The organism is Bacillus sp. MN7755, assembly GCF_054771475.1.
In genome coordinates this window covers 1-20,638 of the sequence record NZ_BTRL01000024.1, presented here as the reverse complement: position 1 = coordinate 20,638, position 20,638 = coordinate 1, and the positions used below count along the sequence as shown (strand labels likewise).

At 32.0% G+C, this 20,638-nt stretch carries 26 protein-coding genes and 1 pseudogene; 11 read left to right on the top strand and 16 right to left on the bottom strand.

From position 1 onward, the window contains the following. Nucleotides 1-58: 58 nt before the first annotated feature. Both ACYVEC_RS23965 and ACYVEC_RS23960 read left to right on the top strand, forming a co-directional pair. Nucleotides 59-484 carry a phage holin family protein gene (locus ACYVEC_RS23965; RefSeq protein ID WP_000373907.1) on the top strand — a complete coding sequence of 142 codons (426 nt, stop codon included), beginning with the start codon at nucleotides 59-61 and terminating at the stop codon, nucleotides 482-484. Then, the gene (locus ACYVEC_RS23960) at nucleotides 484-1,245 is read left to right on the top strand and encodes an N-acetylmuramoyl-L-alanine amidase C-terminal domain-containing protein (RefSeq protein WP_063222551.1); all 762 of its coding nucleotides are present in this window, start codon (nucleotides 484-486) and stop codon (nucleotides 1,243-1,245) included. The genes ACYVEC_RS23965 and ACYVEC_RS23960 overlap by 1 nt, the downstream gene beginning before the upstream one ends. 135 nt (nucleotides 1,246-1,380) lie before the next feature. Here ACYVEC_RS23960 and ACYVEC_RS23955 read toward each other — a convergent pair whose 3' ends face one another. The 4 genes from ACYVEC_RS23955 to ACYVEC_RS23940 form a co-directional block, all read right to left on the bottom strand. Beyond that, entirely contained in the window at nucleotides 1,381-1,689 is a 309-nt protein-coding gene (locus ACYVEC_RS23955) for a hypothetical protein (RefSeq protein ID WP_063222550.1), read from the bottom strand. Between the two features lie 15 nt (nucleotides 1,690-1,704). Beyond that, nucleotides 1,705-2,736 carry a WXG100 family type VII secretion target gene (locus ACYVEC_RS23950; protein ID WP_275719384.1) on the bottom strand — a complete coding sequence of 344 codons (1,032 nt, stop codon included), beginning with the start codon at nucleotides 2,734-2,736 and terminating at the stop codon, nucleotides 1,705-1,707. 126 nt (nucleotides 2,737-2,862) lie between these two features. Further along, nucleotides 2,863-3,204, bottom strand: a complete 342-nt coding sequence (locus tag ACYVEC_RS23945; protein ID WP_063222632.1) for a YolD-like family protein — start codon at nucleotides 3,202-3,204, stop codon at nucleotides 2,863-2,865. Continuing rightward, complete coding sequence (locus ACYVEC_RS23940; RefSeq protein ID WP_460508658.1) at nucleotides 3,201-4,466, bottom strand: Y-family DNA polymerase; 1,266 nt, start codon at nucleotides 4,464-4,466, stop codon at nucleotides 3,201-3,203. The genes ACYVEC_RS23945 and ACYVEC_RS23940 overlap by 4 nt, the downstream gene beginning before the upstream one ends. 107 nt (nucleotides 4,467-4,573) lie before the next feature. Between ACYVEC_RS23940 and ACYVEC_RS23935 the strand changes: the two are divergent. The 5 genes and pseudogenes from ACYVEC_RS23935 to ACYVEC_RS23915 form a co-directional block, all read left to right on the top strand. Next, nucleotides 4,574-4,772, top strand: a pseudogene (locus ACYVEC_RS23935) (hypothetical protein); the annotation flags it as partial. 108 nt (nucleotides 4,773-4,880) lie between these two features. Beyond that, nucleotides 4,881-5,561: an S-layer homology domain-containing protein gene (locus ACYVEC_RS23930; protein WP_063222617.1), complete on the top strand. Its 681-nt coding sequence runs from the start codon at nucleotides 4,881-4,883 to the stop codon at nucleotides 5,559-5,561. 283 nt (nucleotides 5,562-5,844) lie between these two features. Next, the gene (locus ACYVEC_RS23925) at nucleotides 5,845-6,108 is read left to right on the top strand and encodes a DUF3937 family protein (RefSeq protein WP_460508654.1); all 264 of its coding nucleotides are present in this window, start codon (nucleotides 5,845-5,847) and stop codon (nucleotides 6,106-6,108) included. Nucleotides 6,109-6,235: 127 nt separating this feature from the next. Continuing rightward, a complete protein-coding gene (locus ACYVEC_RS23920; RefSeq protein WP_063222615.1) occupies nucleotides 6,236-6,826 on the top strand; it encodes a DUF3967 domain-containing protein in 591 nt (196 codons plus the stop codon). Nucleotides 6,827-6,948: 122 nt separating this feature from the next. Beyond that, nucleotides 6,949-7,260: a hypothetical protein gene (locus ACYVEC_RS23915; RefSeq protein WP_063222614.1), complete on the top strand. Its 312-nt coding sequence runs from the start codon at nucleotides 6,949-6,951 to the stop codon at nucleotides 7,258-7,260. A 149-nt stretch (nucleotides 7,261-7,409) separates the two neighbouring features. Here ACYVEC_RS23915 and ACYVEC_RS23910 read toward each other — a convergent pair whose 3' ends face one another. From ACYVEC_RS23910 to ACYVEC_RS23900, 3 genes are all read right to left on the bottom strand, one after another. Further along, nucleotides 7,410-7,571: a hypothetical protein gene (locus ACYVEC_RS23910; protein ID WP_162840207.1), complete on the bottom strand. Its 162-nt coding sequence runs from the start codon at nucleotides 7,569-7,571 to the stop codon at nucleotides 7,410-7,412. Nucleotides 7,572-7,927: 356 nt separating this feature from the next. Then, nucleotides 7,928-8,302, bottom strand: a complete 375-nt coding sequence (locus ACYVEC_RS23905; protein WP_063222613.1) for a hypothetical protein — start codon at nucleotides 8,300-8,302, stop codon at nucleotides 7,928-7,930. 1 nt (nucleotide 8,303) lies between these two features. Continuing rightward, nucleotides 8,304-9,125: a ParA family protein gene (locus tag ACYVEC_RS23900; protein ID WP_001018640.1), complete on the bottom strand. Its 822-nt coding sequence runs from the start codon at nucleotides 9,123-9,125 to the stop codon at nucleotides 8,304-8,306. A 1,582-nt stretch (nucleotides 9,126-10,707) separates the two neighbouring features. Between ACYVEC_RS23900 and ACYVEC_RS23895 the strand changes: the two genes are divergently transcribed. The 3 genes from ACYVEC_RS23895 (at nucleotide 10,708) to ACYVEC_RS23885 (ending at nucleotide 12,070) form a co-directional block, all read left to right on the top strand. Further along, on the top strand, nucleotides 10,708-11,382 hold the full coding sequence (locus ACYVEC_RS23895) for a DUF4145 domain-containing protein (RefSeq protein WP_460508648.1): 675 nt from the start codon (nucleotides 10,708-10,710) through the stop codon (nucleotides 11,380-11,382). A gap of 159 nt (nucleotides 11,383-11,541) precedes the next feature. Next, nucleotides 11,542-11,742, top strand: a complete 201-nt coding sequence (locus ACYVEC_RS23890) for a hypothetical protein (protein WP_460508645.1) — start codon at nucleotides 11,542-11,544, stop codon at nucleotides 11,740-11,742. A 133-nt stretch (nucleotides 11,743-11,875) separates the two neighbouring features. Then, nucleotides 11,876-12,070: an ABC transporter permease gene (locus ACYVEC_RS23885; RefSeq protein WP_460508642.1), complete on the top strand. Its 195-nt coding sequence runs from the start codon at nucleotides 11,876-11,878 to the stop codon at nucleotides 12,068-12,070. An 88-nt stretch (nucleotides 12,071-12,158) separates the two neighbouring features. On the opposite strand, the gene ACYVEC_RS23880 is transcribed toward ACYVEC_RS23885, so the two are convergent. The 5 genes from ACYVEC_RS23880 to ACYVEC_RS23860 all read right to left on the bottom strand — a co-directional run bounded on the left by ACYVEC_RS23880 (nucleotide 12,159) and on the right by ACYVEC_RS23860 (nucleotide 15,769). Next, nucleotides 12,159-12,974: a DUF5677 domain-containing protein gene (locus tag ACYVEC_RS23880; RefSeq protein WP_460508639.1), complete on the bottom strand. Its 816-nt coding sequence runs from the start codon at nucleotides 12,972-12,974 to the stop codon at nucleotides 12,159-12,161. A gap of 308 nt (nucleotides 12,975-13,282) precedes the next feature. Further along, entirely contained in the window at nucleotides 13,283-14,131 is an 849-nt protein-coding gene (locus ACYVEC_RS23875) for a hypothetical protein (RefSeq protein WP_460508636.1), read from the bottom strand. A 514-nt stretch (nucleotides 14,132-14,645) separates the two neighbouring features. Further along, nucleotides 14,646-14,780 carry a YjcZ family sporulation protein gene (locus ACYVEC_RS23870; RefSeq protein ID WP_460508633.1) on the bottom strand — a complete coding sequence of 45 codons (135 nt, stop codon included), beginning with the start codon at nucleotides 14,778-14,780 and terminating at the stop codon, nucleotides 14,646-14,648. 182 nt (nucleotides 14,781-14,962) lie between these two features. Continuing rightward, nucleotides 14,963-15,139 (bottom strand): hypothetical protein, encoded by a 177-nt coding sequence (locus ACYVEC_RS23865; RefSeq protein ID WP_002115188.1) that lies wholly within the window; start codon nucleotides 15,137-15,139, stop codon nucleotides 14,963-14,965. 30 nt (nucleotides 15,140-15,169) lie between these two features. Further along, a complete protein-coding gene (locus ACYVEC_RS23860; RefSeq protein WP_063222606.1) occupies nucleotides 15,170-15,769 on the bottom strand; it encodes a hypothetical protein in 600 nt (199 codons plus the stop codon). A 991-nt stretch (nucleotides 15,770-16,760) separates the two neighbouring features. Here ACYVEC_RS23860 and ACYVEC_RS23855 point away from each other — a divergent pair. Next, nucleotides 16,761-17,177 carry a hypothetical protein gene (locus ACYVEC_RS23855; protein WP_063222605.1) on the top strand — a complete coding sequence of 139 codons (417 nt, stop codon included), beginning with the start codon at nucleotides 16,761-16,763 and terminating at the stop codon, nucleotides 17,175-17,177. Nucleotides 17,178-17,407: 230 nt separating this feature from the next. Here the strand turns inward: ACYVEC_RS23855 and ACYVEC_RS23850 are convergent, their stop codons facing one another. The 4 genes from ACYVEC_RS23850 to ACYVEC_RS23835 form a co-directional block, all read right to left on the bottom strand. Next, the gene (locus ACYVEC_RS23850) at nucleotides 17,408-18,301 is read right to left on the bottom strand and encodes a helix-turn-helix domain-containing protein (protein WP_431114007.1); all 894 of its coding nucleotides are present in this window, start codon (nucleotides 18,299-18,301) and stop codon (nucleotides 17,408-17,410) included. Nucleotides 18,302-18,622: 321 nt separating this feature from the next. Beyond that, entirely contained in the window at nucleotides 18,623-18,895 is a 273-nt protein-coding gene (locus tag ACYVEC_RS23845) for a hypothetical protein (protein WP_431114008.1), read from the bottom strand. A 20-nt stretch (nucleotides 18,896-18,915) separates the two neighbouring features. Next, nucleotides 18,916-19,599 (bottom strand): autotransporter, encoded by a 684-nt coding sequence (locus ACYVEC_RS23840; protein WP_431114009.1) that lies wholly within the window; start codon nucleotides 19,597-19,599, stop codon nucleotides 18,916-18,918. A gap of 43 nt (nucleotides 19,600-19,642) precedes the next feature. Further along, nucleotides 19,643-20,638: HlyD family efflux transporter periplasmic adaptor subunit (locus ACYVEC_RS23835; protein ID WP_460508625.1), on the bottom strand; the 996-nt coding region annotated here is incomplete at its 5' end.

Sequence of the window (20,638 nt, the reverse complement as noted above, 5' to 3'; positions counted from 1 at the left end):
TAACAAAACGAAGCATGCGTATTGCAAGCTTTTTTATTTTTAGAAAAGGAGTGAAAAGATGGATCGTATTGATGTATTAATGAAAACATTTATAGCTACCTTCGGAGCTTTTTGCGGGTACTTTTTGGGAGGATGGGATACAACATTGAAAGTTCTAGTTATCATGGCAGCTATCGACTATATCACAGGAGTATTCGCAGCGGGATATAACGGAGAGTTAAAAAGTAAAGTAGGATTCAAAGGCATCGCCAAAAAGGTGGTGCTTTTTCTTTTGGTTGGAGTTGCAGCACAGTTAGATTCAGCGTTCGGAAGCAATAGCGCTATTCGTGAAGCTACAATCTTTTTCTTTATTGGTAATGAATTGTTATCTCTTTTAGAAAATGCAGGGCGTATGGGAATCCCTTTACCTTCAGCATTAACGAATGCAGTTGAAATTCTAGGCGGTAAACAAAAACAAGTAGAGAAAAAAGGAGAGGTTGAATAATGAGAGTATCAAGCCATGGAGGACACAATGCTATTGTACCAGGAGCTAACTGGGGTGACCGTAAAGAACATCTAATGGATCGTGAGTGTAATAAGGATTTCATTAACAAGTTGCGCGCCCTAGGTCATTCTGTAGAGGATGATACTGATGATGTGGGTCGCACAGCTAATGTTATCGTAGGTAACCAAGTTAGGAATATCAATGATAGACCTAATGATGTAGGATTCGCTTGGCATCTTAATGCATCTAACGGAGAAGGTCACGGAGTAGAAGTGCTTTGCTACTCTGCAAAAGAAGCACCTATGGCAGCTCGTATTTCAGCAGAAATCGCTAAGCGTACTGGATGGAAAGACCGTGGAGCTAAAATCCGTCCAGACATCGGAGTAATTCGTTCAAGTAACTGCCCATTCTTCCTTGTAGAAGCTGGATTCATAGATAATGATACAGATATGGCCAAGTGGAACGTGGACGCAATTACTTCAGCGGTAATCTTTGCTTACTTTGGACAAGAATGTGGAGGAACAAGCTCAAGTGTTGCACCTACTCAGCCAAATAAACAGAATATCATCCAAACAGGAGCGTTCTCACCTTATGAGGTGCCAGACGTAGCAGGAGCACTTTCTTCCTTGAAGATGACAGGTACGTTTCTTCTTCAAGAAGATGGATTAACTTTCGTAGTAGCAGATCCAACGTCAGATACCCAATTAAAAGCAATGAAAGAATACCTTGACCGTAAAGGTTGGTGGTATGAAGTTAAGTAAAATATATACTATGTAGCAGTTAATGAGACCTATGTAAACGTCTATTAATTTAGTAACAGCATGACAAAGAAACCGATTCCTACAAAAGAATCGGTTTCTTATAATTATTATGTTAATGTTTAATGCGGATATCTATTAAACAATAAACTCGAAATATTCCGGGAAATCAATGTTATTCATATTTTCTATACCGCCATTTTCTTCTATGTGAGCATATATTTTGTGAATGCATTTATATAACAAGGAAATATGTTTCTCAGGCATATCATCTAGTAAAATAAATGCTTCCACACGGTTAGTTGCATTCTTTGCAACTTTAAAATTCCATCTACTATAAAGCTCTGGATTTAACATACAAGATTCAGTATCTGGACCAAAACTGTAAATCACATTTTCTTTATCCTCATTTTCTTTTTGAATTGCTATTAGTGGATATCTCCCCATTGTTCTCAACACTCCTTAATCAAAAACTTTATCAAGAGGAACTTTTAAATGCTCATCAAAAGGTATCATTGGCTCAGTTTCAGGTGGATCCCATGGTCGTCCTGAATCAACTGTCTTACGATGTGCTGTTACATAATCGGTTTTAAAAATTCCTTCAAATCGAGATTCAAAGTATTCATGTTTAAGTAATTTTATATCATTTTCATGATGAATTCCTTTTTCTAAACGCTGCCAAGCTCTTGCAATACCATAATCAGGGTCGAATCTATCTATTCCTCGACTAAGCGTATGTTCTTTCATAAAAACATGTTCTTTAATACGATTGATTCTTTCTTCTTTCCAACCAGTGTTTTTAGTGATTGCTGCAACATCATTACTTGAAGCCCTAATTTCATCATACATTTTTTCTACATGATGAACACCATCATCATATTGAGTTAGATAATCTCTTCCTCCGGATTGAAGTAATTTTGCATCTTCAGCCATTTTTACTTCTTTAGATACATCGTGTGCTTTATCAGCCATTTTAGCTACTTTGGCTGCTTTTCCAATTTTCCCTACAGGTGTTAAGCCAAGAATAAATGTTCCTGCAGCAATAAAACGTTGTGTAGTAGAAAGTTCTTCTCCGGTAGATGGATCAATACCATCTACCGCTCTTTCTATATCATACACACCTGATAATTCACCAACTGTATCTTTTGCAAACTTTACTCCGTCAAACTTATCTTTTTCCTCTGTTGATAGTTTACCACACATTGCCCCTTCTTCCATTGTAACATCTTGATCATCCGCATTACGGAATTTTTCGGCAATTCGTTTCAAATCTTCTTCCACTTGTATAATTGAATTGATAGATGTAAAAGCTTTTGGTCTCGCATCATTGAACATTTGAACGAATTGTTGATTAGATGCACCAATCCATTGGGAACACAAATAATCTATTTCATTACATAAATTATTATGTATAGATTCTAATGCGATCCTGGTATTATTTGCACGTTTAGCAACTTCTTCTAGCATTTCAGGTGTCACTTTGATTTGAACCATTTTTTTCCTCCCTTTCCCCAATTAAAATTATGAGATAAAAAGAAAAAAATGTAAATACGGAAACTTTAGATTAGTATAATAATATTTATGTGAAATAAAGAAAATCCGCCCTATTAGGTTATCTTTTTATTTTGCATCAATAATATCGATAAATTTCAACGTCATATTATTATAAAATGCATCCGTACAAATTATAGATTTATTCAGCGGATCAATATCCACGACAGTCATATAGTTAGTAAGTAAAAAACCGCCTTCGTAATATGTAATTAATATCTCTTCTTCAGAAAGTAATGAACATAATAGCATGTTCTCAATCAGTTCTTGTTCATCTTGAGTTAATGTAGGCCGTTCTACTTTCGTCTTTTCTTTAACAATTTCACGGATACCAGCGAATTGCTCTGGCATCGCTGCGAATGGAGTCCATTTGACCATTCCTCTTCCTTTTGGCATATTAGCGTTGCTCATGCTTTATGTCCCCCTAACAATGTGTTTCTGTATCTTGCTGTTGCACTATTTGTATACGAAATCCCTCTTAATATACTGTTCTTTCCGAATTTAGTGCGTATTTCGTCCATTACTTTAGTTAGTTTCATTTCTTTTTCTCGTTGTATTACATTATCGAATAGTGAGATTTGTTCTTCGCCTTCATTGATTAAGTTAGTTAAAGAAACATTGATGGTTCTAATGGGTTCCCCAGTATAAAACTCATGTAAAAAGTATGTACAAATCTTATAAATATCCATTGTTAAATTGGTTGGTCGGTTCATAGTGTGAGTTTTTCTGAAACCACCAGCGTAATTTTTACTGTAACCAATTGAAAAATGAATAGTTTGAGCTAGTTTGTTTTGCCTTCGCATTCGATAACAAACTTCCTCGATATGTTCCAGAAGAATGATTGGGAATTCCTCTATTGTGTAATCACGCATAAGTATTTGGCTTTTACCAATAGAAGTTGTTGCTGGAACGTATTTTTTTGATATTCGGCTAAAATCAATGCCGTTGCTATGTAAGTGTAATTCTTCACCAATGACTCCAAAGCTCTGTTTTAAATATTTGAGTGGATATTGTGCCAAGTCTCCGATTGAATGAATTCCTTTTCGGTTTAACTTCGCTTCTGTCTTACCCGAAATCCCCCAAAACTTACTAAGTGGTTGAATTGGCCATAATTTTATGGGTACATCTTCGTACTTCCAGTATGCTATGCAATCTTTTGTTTTCTTTGCTTCCACATCTAAGGCAACCTTGCTCATTAAAGGATTAGGACCAATCCCTATCGTGCATTCAATTCTTGTCTTTGCATATATTTCACGCTTGAATTTCAATGCGAATTCATATGGATCGTTAGCAAACAAATGAATACTATCCGTAATGTCCATAAAGAACTCATCGATAGAATATTGGTGGAAATCCTCGACAGGCACGTATTGTAGAGCCAACTTAGTAATGAAATTAGAGCATTTTATATAAGTGCTCATAATTGGATTTACCACAAGGATATCTTTACGACGTGGTATTTCATACAATCTTGCCATTTTCTTAACGCCTAATGCTTTTAATGGTGGAGTTGCAGCCAATACAATTGAACCACTCCTGTTCACATCACCAACTACAGCTAACTTTGTGTGCAGTGGATCTAAGCCCATTTTGATACAACTGACTGAAGCATAAAAGCTACGAAGATCTACACATAAAACAATTCGATTTGGCAATATTGAATAGTCATACACCGTTATTCCCCCTAAATAACAGAACGTTAGTTCTTATTATATACGAATGTATGTTCTTTTATGAAGAGGTTTTTTCAAAAAAATAAAATCGAATCAATATGGTCGGTTTTGAGTCAGTTATTTTTCTAATCAAATCAGTGCCCTATCCAATTGCATCCGCTGTGGCGCTATGCGGTGGTTTGTTTATAATGATTGGTAGCCAGGAACGGGGATTTCCCCTTATATCAAGGGCAAGGATTGGTTATATAGTGATTCAATATGCGATTACTTTTTGAAATTGCTAAAGCTATATGGTTATATTTGTGAATAATTGTAAAAAAATATAAATTCCTTCTTTTTCTAATTTAAAAATAGTTATATAATGATTCTTGGAATGGTATTATTGACGTTTAAAATTAAGGGGAGAGAATAGTAATGAAAAAATTAATAATTTCTGGTGTATGTGTAGCAGTATTTGGTACAACTTTTTTTGCAAATAACTCTATGGCTGAGACATCAGGGAATACCACAAATCAGGGAATACAAGCAGCGAGCACTCAAACTAGTAAATTTATAGATGTACCCGATTGGCATTGGGCATATGATGAAATTAACTACATGGTTGACCACAAAATAATGTTGGGATACCACAATGGTTATTTTGGAGCTGTAGAAAAAATAACGCGTGAAGAATTAGCGGCATTCTTATATAGAACGGTGAAAATTCCCGATCGTGATATGTCACAACCGCTTCCTTTCAATGATATAAATGATTCAATGTTTAAAAAAGAGATTGCAGCAGGATATAAAAGTGGAATTTTCTCTTCCGCGTCTGATGGTCGTTTTAACCCAAAAGGAATCGTAACCCGAGCAGAACTTGCTCAAACTTTCAAAAACGCTTTTGGATTAAACAAGAAGTTTGATCATCAATTTAACGATACACAAGGACACTGGGCCAATGAAGCCGTAGAAATTTTATATAGTAATGGTATTACTGGTGGTGTAGGTAACAATAACTTTAATCCAGATGGTACAGTAACGCGTGAACAATTAGCGGTATTTCTATATAGAGCTATTCCAATGTCTATCAAAGATCTACGAGATAACGCTAAGTAAAAATAATTAAAAGACTGACTCTTATGAGTCGGTTTTTTTCTTTGCAGGCTTTTTTTAACTGCTGGTTCTATCATATTCGTTATGGCGTTATGCGGCGGGCTGTTTATTATGGTAGGTAGCCAGGAACGAGGATTCTCGCTAATAAGTCGTGCAGGGATTTATAAAATGTCATGGAATACCATCAATACAATATGCAAATATCTATATTGTATTTATTTGGTTTTTTATGGTAAAATTAAATATATAGATTTTTGTATGTAAGGAATGAAATCAGAAATATCTAATGAATTTTGAGAGGTGTTATATGTTTACAAATAAGAAATTAATTCGAATTGGCCTAACGTTATTTGTATTTTTATGTATAATTAATTTTACAATCGGTTATTTTCAAACTTATCTTGAATCGGCAGCAGGTATTAAATGGGTAGTTCCAGAAATTTGGAAAACTATTTTGATAGATGTTCCTCAAGGTATACTGGTTCTTTTAGGTGCAGTCGCTTTGTATGATTTCACAAAGGAGACATCCCAAAAAGACGCATCAATCTAATTACATCCTTCTTCAATTGACAATTACATGACAATCGTCTTGTAAAAGCCCTGATTAGGGCTTTTTTTTCTTTGCAGGAATTTCCTAATCATCATGGAATACTCTCACTAGGAGGTGTTGTGACGCTATGACGGACGAGATTGTTTATTCCGCTAGTGAAGTATACAAACGACTAGGAATATCCGATAGTACGCTCAGAAAGTATATGGAAGTGTTACAACGAGAGGGATTTACTGTAAAGAAGGACAAGCGCGGCCGACGGGAATATTCAGAAGGCGATATTATGGTGATTGAGAAGTTAATTGAGCTTAGTAAGCATGACGGTATGACGCTAGAGAAGGCAGCGAAGATGATTGCGCAGCAAATAGAAAAAGTGAATCCGGATTTGATTAAAGAAGAACCTGAAGATAAGAGTTTAATACCATTCCACATTCAAGAACAACTCCAGCAGCAGTATGGCGTTATGGCGCAAAAGATGAAACAGAGTATGTTGGCAATGGAGAAGCGATTGAGTGAGCAGACAAAGCAGAGCAACGAAGAAATCAAAGCGAGCGTAGAAGCGCATAATGAACGAGTGGAAAAACGATTGGAAGCGCGGGATGAGACGCTTATGAAGACGCTGCGTGAGATGCAGGAAACGAAGAGAATGATGCAGGAATTTCGGGACGAGGTTGCTGCATCGAAAGAGAAGAAAAAGCCGTGGTGGAGGTTCTGGTAAGAGTAAGAAGAGATACCGCCAGCTAGGGTAGGAACGTATAAAAATAGAAAGTGGATTCCTTGTGAGAGTTGGGATCCGCTTTTTTCTTGCTAATGGTACAATTAGTACAACGGAGGAATGTTATGGAATATCTTAATCAACTTTATGTAATACTGTATTTTATAATCGGCATTGCAGTATTCTCATTCTTCAATTCTGATTCACCCAAAACTAAGGAGAAAAATCTAACGTTCATAATGGTCAGTTTAGGGGTAAATCTATGCACAATTCCAGTGGCTTTATTTATAGGTGTGATGGCAACAGACTCTCCATATAGTACTGAACTTGATTTTTGGGGAGGATTTCTCTTTATTCAGGCAATACCGCTCCTCATACTGCTTGTAGCTTTGATATGGTGGTTTATCTGCAAGGGCAAAGAAAAAATCGACACATAGAATTTTAAAATGTCTTCCGCTAACGATAATTATGTAAATGAGCTAGTGGTGGTTCTGGTAAGGTATTATATAAACTACGCATAGGTAGAAAAGTAGAAATGTATACTTTTCTACCTTTCTTAATGTTACTTGATAAGTACTTGTTTTAATTATATATATAAGGAAATTAAACCGGCTATAACGATTAATGGAAGGAGTACTGCAAATTTATTTTTTAGAGGGACACGTTTGTCTGGGACACCTGGATGGACAACAAAAACGAGTATAACAATTGCTCCAATAATACCTAAAAGTATGTTAATGATAATCATCCTCCTATGGAATATTGTTACCAAGAGTATATCATATTTAAATACTACATTTGGTTATAAATGTAAAATTACAGTAGGGATTTTGGAGGTTAAACTCTCAAACACTAGAATTAGTAAGTAAAAAAGGTATAATTTTTTACTTACTAATTCTAGTGTTATGAATGGTTTAATAAAAAAGGGAGTATTAGCAGTTGTACAATCAGGTGTCACAGTCACTAAGTATTTTTTATCCAAATTGACCACTCCTATTTAGTATTGTATCTCAAACTATAAAAACTACTTTGCGTATCGTATGTAGAGAGAAAAGTGGAAATATAGAAATATCCCTATTTCTAAATAGGGATATTTCTATATTTTTAAGACTCTGTTAAGAGCTTGAATTTCCTTTTCTGATCAGGTGTTAGCTCGTTTTCTACATAACGATCTATAAGTAGATCGATGATCTCATACGTGAATTTTGTGTTCGTAAGCTTCATTAATACTTCAAGTTCTTCTTTTGATTGATTAGAAATTTTAATACTACCTTGCTGATTTTTAAATTTCTTTTTCGGTTCAGTTTTTTCGTTTCTTTTTTCTTTTCGAGTTACTTGTTTTTCTTCGGTCTTAGGTTGAGAAGGAGTAGCTGGTACTTCGTTATTTTCAACTACAGTTTGTCCTTGCTCTGGTACATAGGGTTCAGTAGGTTCAAAGTTACTTTTCTTTCTACCTAACAAACCAGGAGTTCTCGCCATGTTACACACCAACCTTCATTTTTTCGAACATATCAATACGAGACAACAATTCATCACTAATCGTTTCGTATAGTTCAATTACATTCATATCATGTCTATCTTTTTCAGTAATACCATTCACATCAAATCGTTTAATACGTTCCATTTGAGGGACGATGTTTTTGAATAGATTTTCTTCGCCGAAAATTTCACGAGCATTTTCCATGATATATTCGTCAACTTTACCGTTATTTTTTAATAGGACAGGAAGAACGCCAACTACTTCAATATCAAGATCATATTGTTCTTTTAACTTGATAAGCTCATTAATATAATTCTCGGCACCAGTAAGAGAACGTTCTTGTGTTTGCAGAGCAATTAGAACATAATCAGAAGCTACAACTGCATTTTTTGTAACTTCTAGCGACATAGGAGGTACGTCGATAAATATGTAGTCGTATTTATGCTTTATCTTTTCAAGTAATCCCTTAAAGTAATGATCTTCTTCAGCTTCCGAAGAACAATTTTTATAAAGGAATTTTGCGAAGTCCTGAAAATCAACATAAGAAGGTAGTAAATGTAAATTCTCCATAATTTCCACTTCTAAGCCGTCTAGGTTTCCCTCTTGTATTCCTTTCATTAATGTTTTTTCAACAGTAACAATTTCATCAGGATTAAGAATGGATTTTGTTAGCATCAGAGATTTTGTTGCGTTACTTTGTGGATCAAGGTCAACAAGTAATGTACGCTTGCCCTTTTTAGCAAATTCATAAGAGTTCAATACAGCATTTGTGGTTTTACCGACTCCACCTTTGTAATTACCTACCGTAATTGTAATAGCCATTTTTAACACTCCAGTTATAGTTTTTGAAATTTCCCTATATCCCTTTATGGAAATAGGGAAAAATAGAAATAGGGAAATAGGGATATTTCTAACTATAGAAATAGGGATATTTCTATATCTTTAAAGAAATTATAACAATGATATTTGGGTTATGCAATAGAATCATAGAGTTAGTAATTAATAACAATAAACGTTGGTATCAAAAGATTCTTTTGATGTCTGAAATAGAGAGAGCTAAGAAATAAATATGTAATTTCATAGAGAAGTTAGTAGACGAAAAAACAAAGAAAATAGGGAAATATAGATATAGGGAAAAGGGGAAATATCCCTATATCTATAAATAGAAATAGGGAAATAGGGAAATAGGGATATTGTTAAAAAAGTACACGAATTCGCTGTTTACAAAGGCTAATGCTTGTTGTAACGTAGTACACAACAAGCAACATTCTACAAAACAAAACATAATTTGATATTTTACATAAACGAAGATCGATAGAACAATTGAATATGAACACAAAACAAAAAGCCACTCCCATATGCTAACGGCTACCAACCTTTAGCGGGAATGACTTGCTCTAGCAAGTGTACCACCACTTGTCTAGAAATGAACTGTATTCAACCACAGTGTTAACGTTTAAGTAGTGCACCAACACTAACCTTAAACAACTATGCCTTTTCACGAGGCTTCTTTGATATACCCATTTTATCTATTGTTTGGATAAATATCAACTAGTAAATACTAGTTTTGATTATTTTATAGTCCAAAAGATATATAACGGGCATTTCTAAACCTAGAAGTCTTGTGAATGTACAGGTCGTTTAGGTATTGGAGATGTCCTTTTTGTTTTTTGTTCGCGTGGAATTGCCTGATACCACGTAAATAAAAACTGATAAGCCGTGATTCCGTGCTTCTATATAGAGGGAACGTGTTACGGCGTGGCTAGCTGTTGGTCGTGCAGGGGGTACAAAGTATACGCCTACAAAAACAGCACCCCTCATTGGAATCCTGTTCTTCTGGTGAGGGAGGGCGAGAACTTGCCCAGGGACGACTCCCTAAAAGGTTCGGGTGGTTATCGTTAGCATTACGGTGCTAGGGAGTACATTCAGCTTGTCGTGTAGGGACGATATTACAAGGACAAGCCATAGAAAAAGGATGTATGCGATGAAGATCGCTGAGTGAACAGGGTCTATACATACGGATACCTTATAAGTGACCGCATGGCGAAAACAAGACGCTTATCCATCTATTTTGATCGATTACTTTTTTTGTAATCTTTCAAAGTAGGGGATAAATCTGCCTACCAGCCGTTTTCCTTAATCATTCCCACATGATAAAAACCCTCAAAACCTTCAGTCAAGCGTAATTGCGAAGAAAAGATAAAAAACATGAGATTGTTTAAGTTCTGGGGGAATGACTTACTAAGATAGAGGAATATATAAGAGAATTTCTACTTACTTGGTTAGAGGATAAGGGGACGGATGGTAGAATAGGCTTTACTGCTGAATTTGGTTTTACACAACAGATATAGTACGTGAAATTTTTTATTGATTGTACACTGAAAAAAAGGATGTGACTTGAATTTTGAAATCTATTTTATTCGAAATACCTAAAAAACATATAAAAAATATTTCAACTAAACCTGGTAGTAAATACCCTTATGAGTGGCATATTTATATACCCTTGTTGCCCGCTTTTTCAATTACACACTTTTCAATACAAGCTAATATAAGTGTAAGTTTTTCAACTAGAAATGATCGAATACATGGGCATTATTTAATAGTGGAATCAGAAATGCATCCTAGGTCTTTGAGTGAAAATGAAGATGTTATTGTAGTATTGAATTATCATGGTATAAGAGATTATAGTTTATTATTTCCTTGGATACAGGATAAGTCTTTACGTAATCGTATTGGATTATTTTATGAGGAAGCTGATAAAAGCTTTGAAACTGAATCATGGCTTTCTTTAGCTTTAATGTGTGGTAGCGTTTTTGAGGGTATGTTATATGGATTATTACAGCCATCTACAAATAATCATACGTTTTTTAAAATGTTAAAAGTGGCTAAAGAAAAAGGGATTATAACTGTGAGTCAATTTGCTATCATGGATAGAATAAGAGAGTTACGAAACTTAGTTCATAGTAATACATATAATTTACCTTATATCACAAGAAGAGAGGCAATGGATATTAGAGCTACATTGGATCAAATAATTAAAGATGTGAGTCTATTTAATAAGATGAGTATCCCAATTTAATAACTCTATAATGTACAAATTCTAGTTATTGTGCTATATTATACCAGTAATGTTAGTTAAATGAGTGTGATTGTCAACCTACCTCTGGTAAGTTAACTAAAATCAAGCAACATATAGAGCTTGTTGATTTTTAGTTCTTATTGGAAGGAGGTGATACATGTGAAAGAATTGATAGTGACTTTATTGTTGTTATTCGTTGAAAGGTACATCCTTGAACCTTTCGTTGAGTATATAGAACAAGTAAGTTTGAGTTTATCTATTTTTACATATGTAAAAACCACTCAAGCTATTGACGTAGCTGTAGAGTGGCTAAGGGTACTAAAAATAGTGGCTTTTAGCTATGTTCCGTTTACTCACTGATAAGTGAGCATTACATAGGAAACAGGGTGTCTCTACCACTCTGTTTCTTTGCTATTTTATCTCTGTCTAATTTATATTATACATTCATTTAAAGAATTTTGCACTTTTTATAGAATGTGGGGGAGGAATTGCTATGAAATTCGATTTTCTTAAAATATTTATAAAATCAACAATATTATTTGTTTTAGTCCTATTTATAGCGGATAAATTTTTAGATTACAAAGGTATAAATACAATGGTTTATGCATTAAGTTTTGCGGTAATTATTCCGTTTGTTAGTCTAGGAATAGATTATCTTAAATATTGTCTTAGGGAAAAACACGTTTAAAAGTTAATTTAACGTGTTTTTTTAGTACTATGAATAAAAGAAGATACCTTAAGGTGTCTAGATTTAACTCGAATGATATTATGTCATTTTAAATTTTAGGGATAGAAAAAGGATAATTCTTCGGTATTATTCCTATTTCTTTTGCGAATATGATCAAATCAGGATTACACTCAGGGGCAATAAGTTTAATCATTTTCATGGTTATTCCCGTTAGTAGTGTTCTTGTGTATTTAACCATTTCATCAGATATTCCGTTTCTTAGAGGTTTGAGTGCAAAGTCATCTTTCGTTAAATCTTTATGGTTAGATGCACTCAATGAGTGATAACCGTGAGCTTCCATTGATAACAGGCCATAAAGAAGGGAAATTTCATCATCTGCTACTTTATCAACAAGCTTTTTTATTGATGTTGGTCCATTAAATAGGGAATGCCATTTAGGTTCATATTTGGATTTTTTATTAGTTCGTTCCCATTCATTTAGCACTTTAATAAACCGTCCCTGGTTTATTATTGATTCAGATTCTTTAATATCAATTTCTAATTCTTTTTTATTTATAGGTTCATCATTAAAATTTAACTCTAGAGAATCTTTAGCAATCTGTAATTCTGATTTTAAAAAACAAACATAATAAGAGAATGCCCTATCTTGAATCCATTTTTTTTCTTGAAGAATGTACTTTAGCGCTAAGACTGTTTCCATTGCAGATCTTATTAAAATTCTACCTGGTCCTTCAAGATTGTGATCAGCCAAAATATAAATGCCGTCAACTTGCTCCAATAATTTTCTGTAAAGAGAGAGAATTATTTTATTCTCTATTTCCAAACCGTTTTTTCTTTCTATTTTTTTTAGAGTCTCTTCTCCGAACTGGATGCTTTTACTTAATACTTCTAAGTATGAATTCATAAATGCTATATGCTCCTTCTATTAAAATAATAAAAGCACCGATTAGAATGCCATTGCTTCCTTACCTAATACATTTTTATAGATTAATTATGTAATAATTGTTTTAATGTGTTAACAATTTATCTTAACACATTAAAACGGTATAGGCAGGAATACTAGATATTGTAGGCGCTAAACCATAAAGAAAAGACACCCTAGGGTGTCTTCCTCCGACCTGAACTATCTTAATTTTAATAATATGTTAAGGAATATTGGCCATTGAGAAATATGATTCAAATCTATATTTCTCAATCATTATAAAAAGTGTTTTAATTTTTAATTACATTTGAGTGATTACTTGTGTAGTGTTCTCTATATAGTTCGGATGTTAAATTTAAAAAAACGGTAACAGATGTTTTTAATAGGACCATATAATCTTCTATCATTTTGTTCGAAATATATAATGAATTACTATGAATAACTTTATTCCTAATTTTTCGTAAGTCATCCCATAAAGCGTAAAAATCTTTGTCATACTGTCCTATATATTGTTCTAGACTTCTAGCTCTATTAGCATCTAAATATCTAATTTTCCTATGGAGCGATAAAAATTCATCGCTATGTTCTTTTATTTTTCCGATTTTAATTGCATCTTTATAGTAAACATTAAATAGTAATTCAATAGTAGAGGCTATTAATATTACTATAGGCTTTCTATAAGGTGTGTTTATCAAAGGGAGTGAAGAAACTATACTTATCGCTAAATCAGTTGGATAAAATTGTACTAATTTGTCTTCTAAATTATCAATCACCCTTGATTTAACATCAATACTATATTCTACTTCATCTTCAAGTAAACTATCTAATATGTGATAGATTGTGGTGTAATCTTCTAGAGATAAATTTTCATGAGTACCTTCAATTTCATTAAAAATTTTATAGGTGGATGTTAATTTTTTAGTTAAATCATTCTTATTTTGATTGTATAGTTCTTGAATAGTTTTTATGAAATCATTTACTGAAAAATGGGGATAATAGCAATATTTTAGCCTCTTTTGAGCCCCACAGAATGTACATTCAACACCATCAACTATTTTTTCTTGCACTGTATCAAAATTATATTTTTCAATTATTTCACCACATTCATAACAAAAGAAAGAAACCGTCAATAATTTCACCAGCTTTCATCGAATTAAATACTATCTAATTATTTTCTCCATAACCTCTTTATACTTTGTATCATCATTCATTTGTGTTAGGTAAGATTACTACCAAATCATAACAAATCCAGTTATAACTTTTTTGTCATATTCTGTCGAAAATAAATAAAAAAAGACACCCTAAGGTGCCTTTCTCCGACTTGAACCACATTCATTTTGTATAAATTTATCCGTATTATCCCTTTGTTATACGTGTAAATACATCCTATAAAACAGAATCGTCTATATACATCAGATTGTTAGTTTACAAAATACAAGAGATTTGAGATCAGTATTAGAGTGACGCCACACCTTCGGTAATGATCGATATGTTACACCTTTCAAAAGAATCTGCTTTATAGAATGTATCCACATTTTATATTTTACTACATGTAATATTTATTTGGTGTATTTTATGCAACTATGTATAATTGCATAAAACTTTGAAAAAATGAGAGTATAATTTGGTATTATGTCATAAAGAAAAGACACCCTAAGGTGCCTTTTCCAATAGTTTTTTGCAGAAACAACTGCATCCGATAATGATTAATAGAATAAACAATACAACTAATAAAGCAAATTCTCCGGCAAAACTGCAGCCTTCGTCGCGATTATCACCATATCCCATAACAATAGTGCTTCCTTAAGATCTGAGGGTAAAATTAGGGTTCATTCTATGGATTTTAACGGGTTCACCTTACTTTATGTTTTAAAGAATGAATTGAGCACTTTTGGGTATCTTTGTTGTGCGACATATCTATGTCTAATTACGAGTGTTACAATGTACGTAATTGAACAATATGATTCAGTTTAACGATTTGTTTTTCTTGTAAATTTGATAACATAAATTAATAAACAAAGTGCCAATAAGGCTTGAATAATTCTAGTTACTAAGCTAATAATTGGATTAAAATCAAAACCTACTATAATGTGTAAAATTGTGTATATTGCGAAAAAGGTAATAGCTATTTGCAATAGTTTTTTCATAGAATATCCACCTTCTTTGGAAATTCAAATTTATAATAACAATGTTACAATTGCTCTTGCTGTCATATCTGCTAACCATGCAGGGCAGCCCATCTTTTTAAGCTGGTTTGATATAGCTGTTGTAATAGTTCCGCTAAAACCAATGACTACATTAAGAGTTTTAACAACTACAGTATAACTCAAATATCCTTTTAATGCTTTTTTACTGTCCCATGAAATTGGTAATTTATCAACATATTGTCTTACACTTCTATCCCAAGCAACTCTCCCAATTCTATTTAGATTTTTTAACATTTGTTTTGCTGCTATCTTTGCCGCTTGAGACTTAGGACCGTATTGTGGACCATCAACATTTTTGATTGATAATGTTAATGCTTCTCCAGGAACTTCTTTAGCTAATTCTTGTTCAATCCCTGTCATAATATCTTCAATTGAAATATTATTTTCTTTCAATTCTTTTTCTAATTTTAATAAATCTAAAATTTCTTCTTGGCTTAATCTTTCATCAACTGTTTCAAATCCTGAGGCTTTCACTTCTTGTACATTAAAGGTTAATGGGGCTGCAACGCCAAACATAAATGTACCAGCTAAGACTGCACTAATAATTTTTTTAGTTTGTTTATTATTCATTTGGTAAATACCTCCTAAAAATAATAGTATTTGTTAAAATTGTAAAATATAACATTTACATTTAATAGACTATTTTAATGGTTTTTAATTTGATATAATAGTAATTATTGTAAAAAATTACCTGAATACTAATTTGGACAGGTAGTCATTTTTGTTCTGATTTAATTGTAGATGGAGTTTTACATGATAAAAAATAAAAGGATTTGCTACAGGTTACATGTTAATTTAATGAAAAAAGACACCCTAAGGTGTCTTCCTCTGACTTGAACCACATTCATTTTGTATAAACTTATCCGTATTATCCCTTTGTTATACGTGTAAACACATCCTATAAAACAGAATCGTCTATATACACCAGATTGTTAGTTCACAAAGTACAAGAGATTTGAGATCAGTATTAGAGTGACGGTATATCTTTTATAATGGTCGATATGTTACGTCTTCCCAAAGAATCTGCTTTATAGAACGTGTCCACAATTTATATTTTACTACATTTAATATTTATTTAGTGGTATTTATATATATATGTATAATTACATAAAGTTTATGAGAAATAGAGAGTATACTTTGGTATTGTGTAATAAAGATAAGGCCCACCTACGGAAATAGGTGGGCTTTTTTATTGGGTATTACTATCTTATTGCACAAAAGGGAATTTCTATTTAAATTATAGCATGTATTTAGAACTCTTATATTGAGAAAAAAGATAAGGCACCCTAGGGTACCTTCTTTTGTTGTGGTAAATAAGAAGTAAGGTTTCCAATATAATTGAAAAAAGAACAGGTGCTTAGATTTTATCACGATTTTTTTCTGAATGAACATGCATTATTACATACCATCATAAATCCCTCTATTTTCCATTTGATAAAATGCATTACCAATATTAATAAAATTTAAATAAATATTTCTACAAATTGAAAATATTTACAAAAACAACAAAAGTGATACATTTAAAGTGTAAGTAATAAAAAATATTTAAGGGGGATTTATTATGTTCAAGAAATTAGTAGTTGGAGTATTAGCAACTGGTATTGCATTAACTGGAGGAATTGGAGCTGCATCAGCAAGTACGGAAGGTATAGATAATACTAAAAATTCAGCACCAATTATTCAGCGTACTCAAATACTTAAAGATAATTTCAGTCTGATAAATGGAGAAAGAGAAGTATCATTTGTGCATGTAAAAGATGGGGATATGAGAGTTCATATGACAAACAATACTAAAGGCAAGCTTGACTGGTCTTTAAAAGACTCACAAGATAATACTATTGAAAATGGATCGTTAGAAGCAGGAAAGGCTTTTACAAATACGTACTATAATCTTTCAGAAGGTGAATATAAGCTTAAAGTTACTCACAGAAATGGTGGTTCTGGATCATTTTATGCAGCTGCTCGTACTTTAGACTAATATAAATTTAACCATCTGGAAGCTTGAGGATTTTGTTATAATTTCATCATGCAAGAGTGTAAAATCACAAGTAGCCCACCTACGGAAATAGGTGGGCTTTTAATTCATAAAGAAAAGGCACCCTAAGGTGCCTTCCTCCGACTTGAACCACTTTAATTTTAATAATATAGTTCTAAGTTTAAAAATTATAGAGATTTTTCCTGTGGGATTTGTAAGTAGTTTTTACGAAATTATGATTGTTTTTTATTTTGTATTTCAATAAGTTCATCTGGTATCATTTTTGTATAATATTCTTTTTCTGTTAGTTCAAATATAAATAATGCTTTTTTCCAGTTATACACAACATCTTCTACATTGTGTTGTGTAATCTTTAATAAACACTGACCTTTTAAGTAAAATAGTTCACCTAATAGGTATAAAGTATTTAGATTAATTGCTAATTTGATGCCCTTATCAATGTATTTTATTGCCTCTTCATGTTGATATGTGGAGGCCAAAGTTTTTGCTAAATTGAAAATGATTTTTAATTTAATTTCTTTATCTCTAGGAAAATCTAACTTATTAAAATTAGTTAAACATTTTCTTAATATATTAATGCTTTTTTCATATTCTTTGTTTTCTGCATAAAATATAGCCATTGTCTGCATAATATCTATTTCTCTTTCTGATAAACAATCAACATTCGTTACAGTTAGTTTTAATCCATTATTTAAAAGAGTTAAAGCAGTTTTTGTTGATCTATTCACCTCAAATATAGCAATTGCTTCATGCCATATTAGAAATTGTTTCTCTTCTTTTGTTTGAAAATTATTTAAGTATTTCTCTTTTTTTACTATTTCATAAAGTTCTTTATATTGTTTTTGTTTTAGGCAATCTTTTATTACATGTTTTACATTTTCTATATATTTAATTTTTTTGTTTTGAGTTAGTGCAAATATATTATTTGGATTAACACCAAGTCTTTCTGATAATTGATATAACAATATGCTAGATGGATAAATCACACCTTTTTCGATCTTACTAATTTGGCTTTGTGAACATATTCCATGACATAATTCGGATTGAGATATATTTTTTTTCATTCGAAGTTCTTTAATGGTAATACCCAAATCATTAAATTCCATTTTCTACACCTACTATTTAGCGCTTTATTAGTATAATACTATTTAATCTTAATGTAATGTAAAATTAATGTAATTGCAATTGTTGTTTGTTGTAAAGGTCTTATCCTTTCTATAGGAAGATGAGGCTTTTTATGCATAAAAAAAAGACACCCAAAGGTGCCTTCCTCCGACTTGAACCACTTTAATTTTAATAATATGTATTGGACTCCCATCCAAATATTATTTTACTTGTTAAGTAATATCGATCATGGACAAAAAAGAAAAGACACCTTTTCAAGTGCCTTTACCATAAACCATTTTACTTCTAATAATTAAGCTTTGTTATACATTTTGATAGTAAGTACAATAAAATTCATTTAACTTTAATACAGCAAATAGTATTTCTTCTGGATCATCTTTTTCAAGCATTTGTGTTATTGATAAATAATACAGCCTAGTATTTAATTGTTTCAATTTCATAGTCATTCTTAAGCCTTTTAGTTCCTCTAACATTAAATGATACCTTTTAGCTTCGTCAGGATTACTAGGGATGTTTTGCTGAATAATATGCTCACAATCTAGAGTCAACTTTATAAATTCATAATCTTTTTCCATGCCGACCTCCTAGAAATATTTCATTGTAGCCAATTGTTATTTACGTTATTAATCCAATATTGAATTGCTCCACCTTTTCTATCTTCTTGCACTATATCTGTCCCATAAAGATATTGAGTTTGGGGGGCTGTTAATCCTTTAAGCATTTTAATACCCTTTGGCACTTGAATTTTATATACCGTATTAAGTGGATTTCCCCATGCTTCTAATACGGCTAATTCATTTCTTGTCTCTTCAATACTCCTCTTCTTATCTCCCCACCAATATCCAAGACCATATTTAGATTCAACTTCACCAGCTTTACTTCTTCTATATAACATAATAGGCTCATCAATTTCTATAATTTCTATTCTTAAATCCTTAAAAGCTAAAACATCAGATTTAGTACCTTTAAAATCAAAATTTAAAAATCCAGATTCCCTAATGATTTCTCTTTTTAAAGTTGCTCTATCCATTATATTTAAACCAATATTATCTACTGTATCTAACAGTTCATTTAAATCTTTATTATTCCATTCTACCAATTTCTTTCTTTTTATATTAGAAATAATTTCTTCAACATTGTCTCCATCCTTAAAAATGCTAAAAACCTTACTATCTTGATTTGAAACTAAATTATTTACCTCAGCATAAGTATTATTACTAAAAGGATTAAATATCCCTAATAAGATAAAAAACAATACAACAAATGTATATCTCTTCATAACTGACTAAAATCTCCTCTACATCTTATAATTTCTAACCATTTTATGACATGAATTTTCTAGATATAAACTTCCATATAGATTCTTCTCCTGTTACCGCAGAAGCCGTACCTAACATTCCTGTATGTAATTCATTTAATTCCTTTGTATTAATTGTTGCTTCTAATTCATACATGTAACTTTTAGATTCTTTATTAAATATAGGATTTGCAGATACATATAGTATCTCTCCTGTTTGTTTATCCGTTTTCTTTAACTTAAACGAATATTGTACCTTATCTCCTTTTTTAACTCCCTTTATTTCTTCAGCTGATAAAAAAACCTTAACCTTTTTTTCATCTTCTTTTGGAATAATTGAAACTATTTCTTGACCAGAATCAATTAGATCACCTGGCTGTATAATAGTAGGGAACTGTACAATTCCATCCTTATTTGCTCTTATAGTTGTTGTTTCACTTTGACTACGTAATCCATCTAGCTCTTGTTTCTTCACAAATATCTCTTGCTCTAAAGGTTGAATTCTTTGATTAACTAAAGTAATAGTATTTTCTTTATATTGCTTTAAAGAATCTTGCTTTTGTTCTTGTTTTCCTTTTTTAGTGCTATCAACCTTTTTTCTATTACTTTCTAAAGACTCTATTCGTTGTTGTATTCGTTTTTTAACACCATTCTTTTGAGATTCTAAAGAATCTACTTTATCATCTAACAATTGTTTTTGTTCTTCTAAAATATTCTCTTTTGTTATTTGTTTTTTTATAGATATTATTTCTCGTTCAATATTTTCTTTTTCAGCAATTAATCCTTGTAAAATCTCATCTTGTTCATTTGATATCTTACTTTCAGCTATAACCTTTATCTCATTCTCTTTTTCATTATCCAAAGATTGATAACCTTGCTCATATGCTTTATATTCTTCTATAATCTTCTTATCCACATCATCTGAAAAAGATATTTTATGAGATTGGATACTCTTTTTTAATTGTTCTAACATCTCTTTTTGTAATTCTAAATGCTTAACTATTTGATCCAATTGATTTTG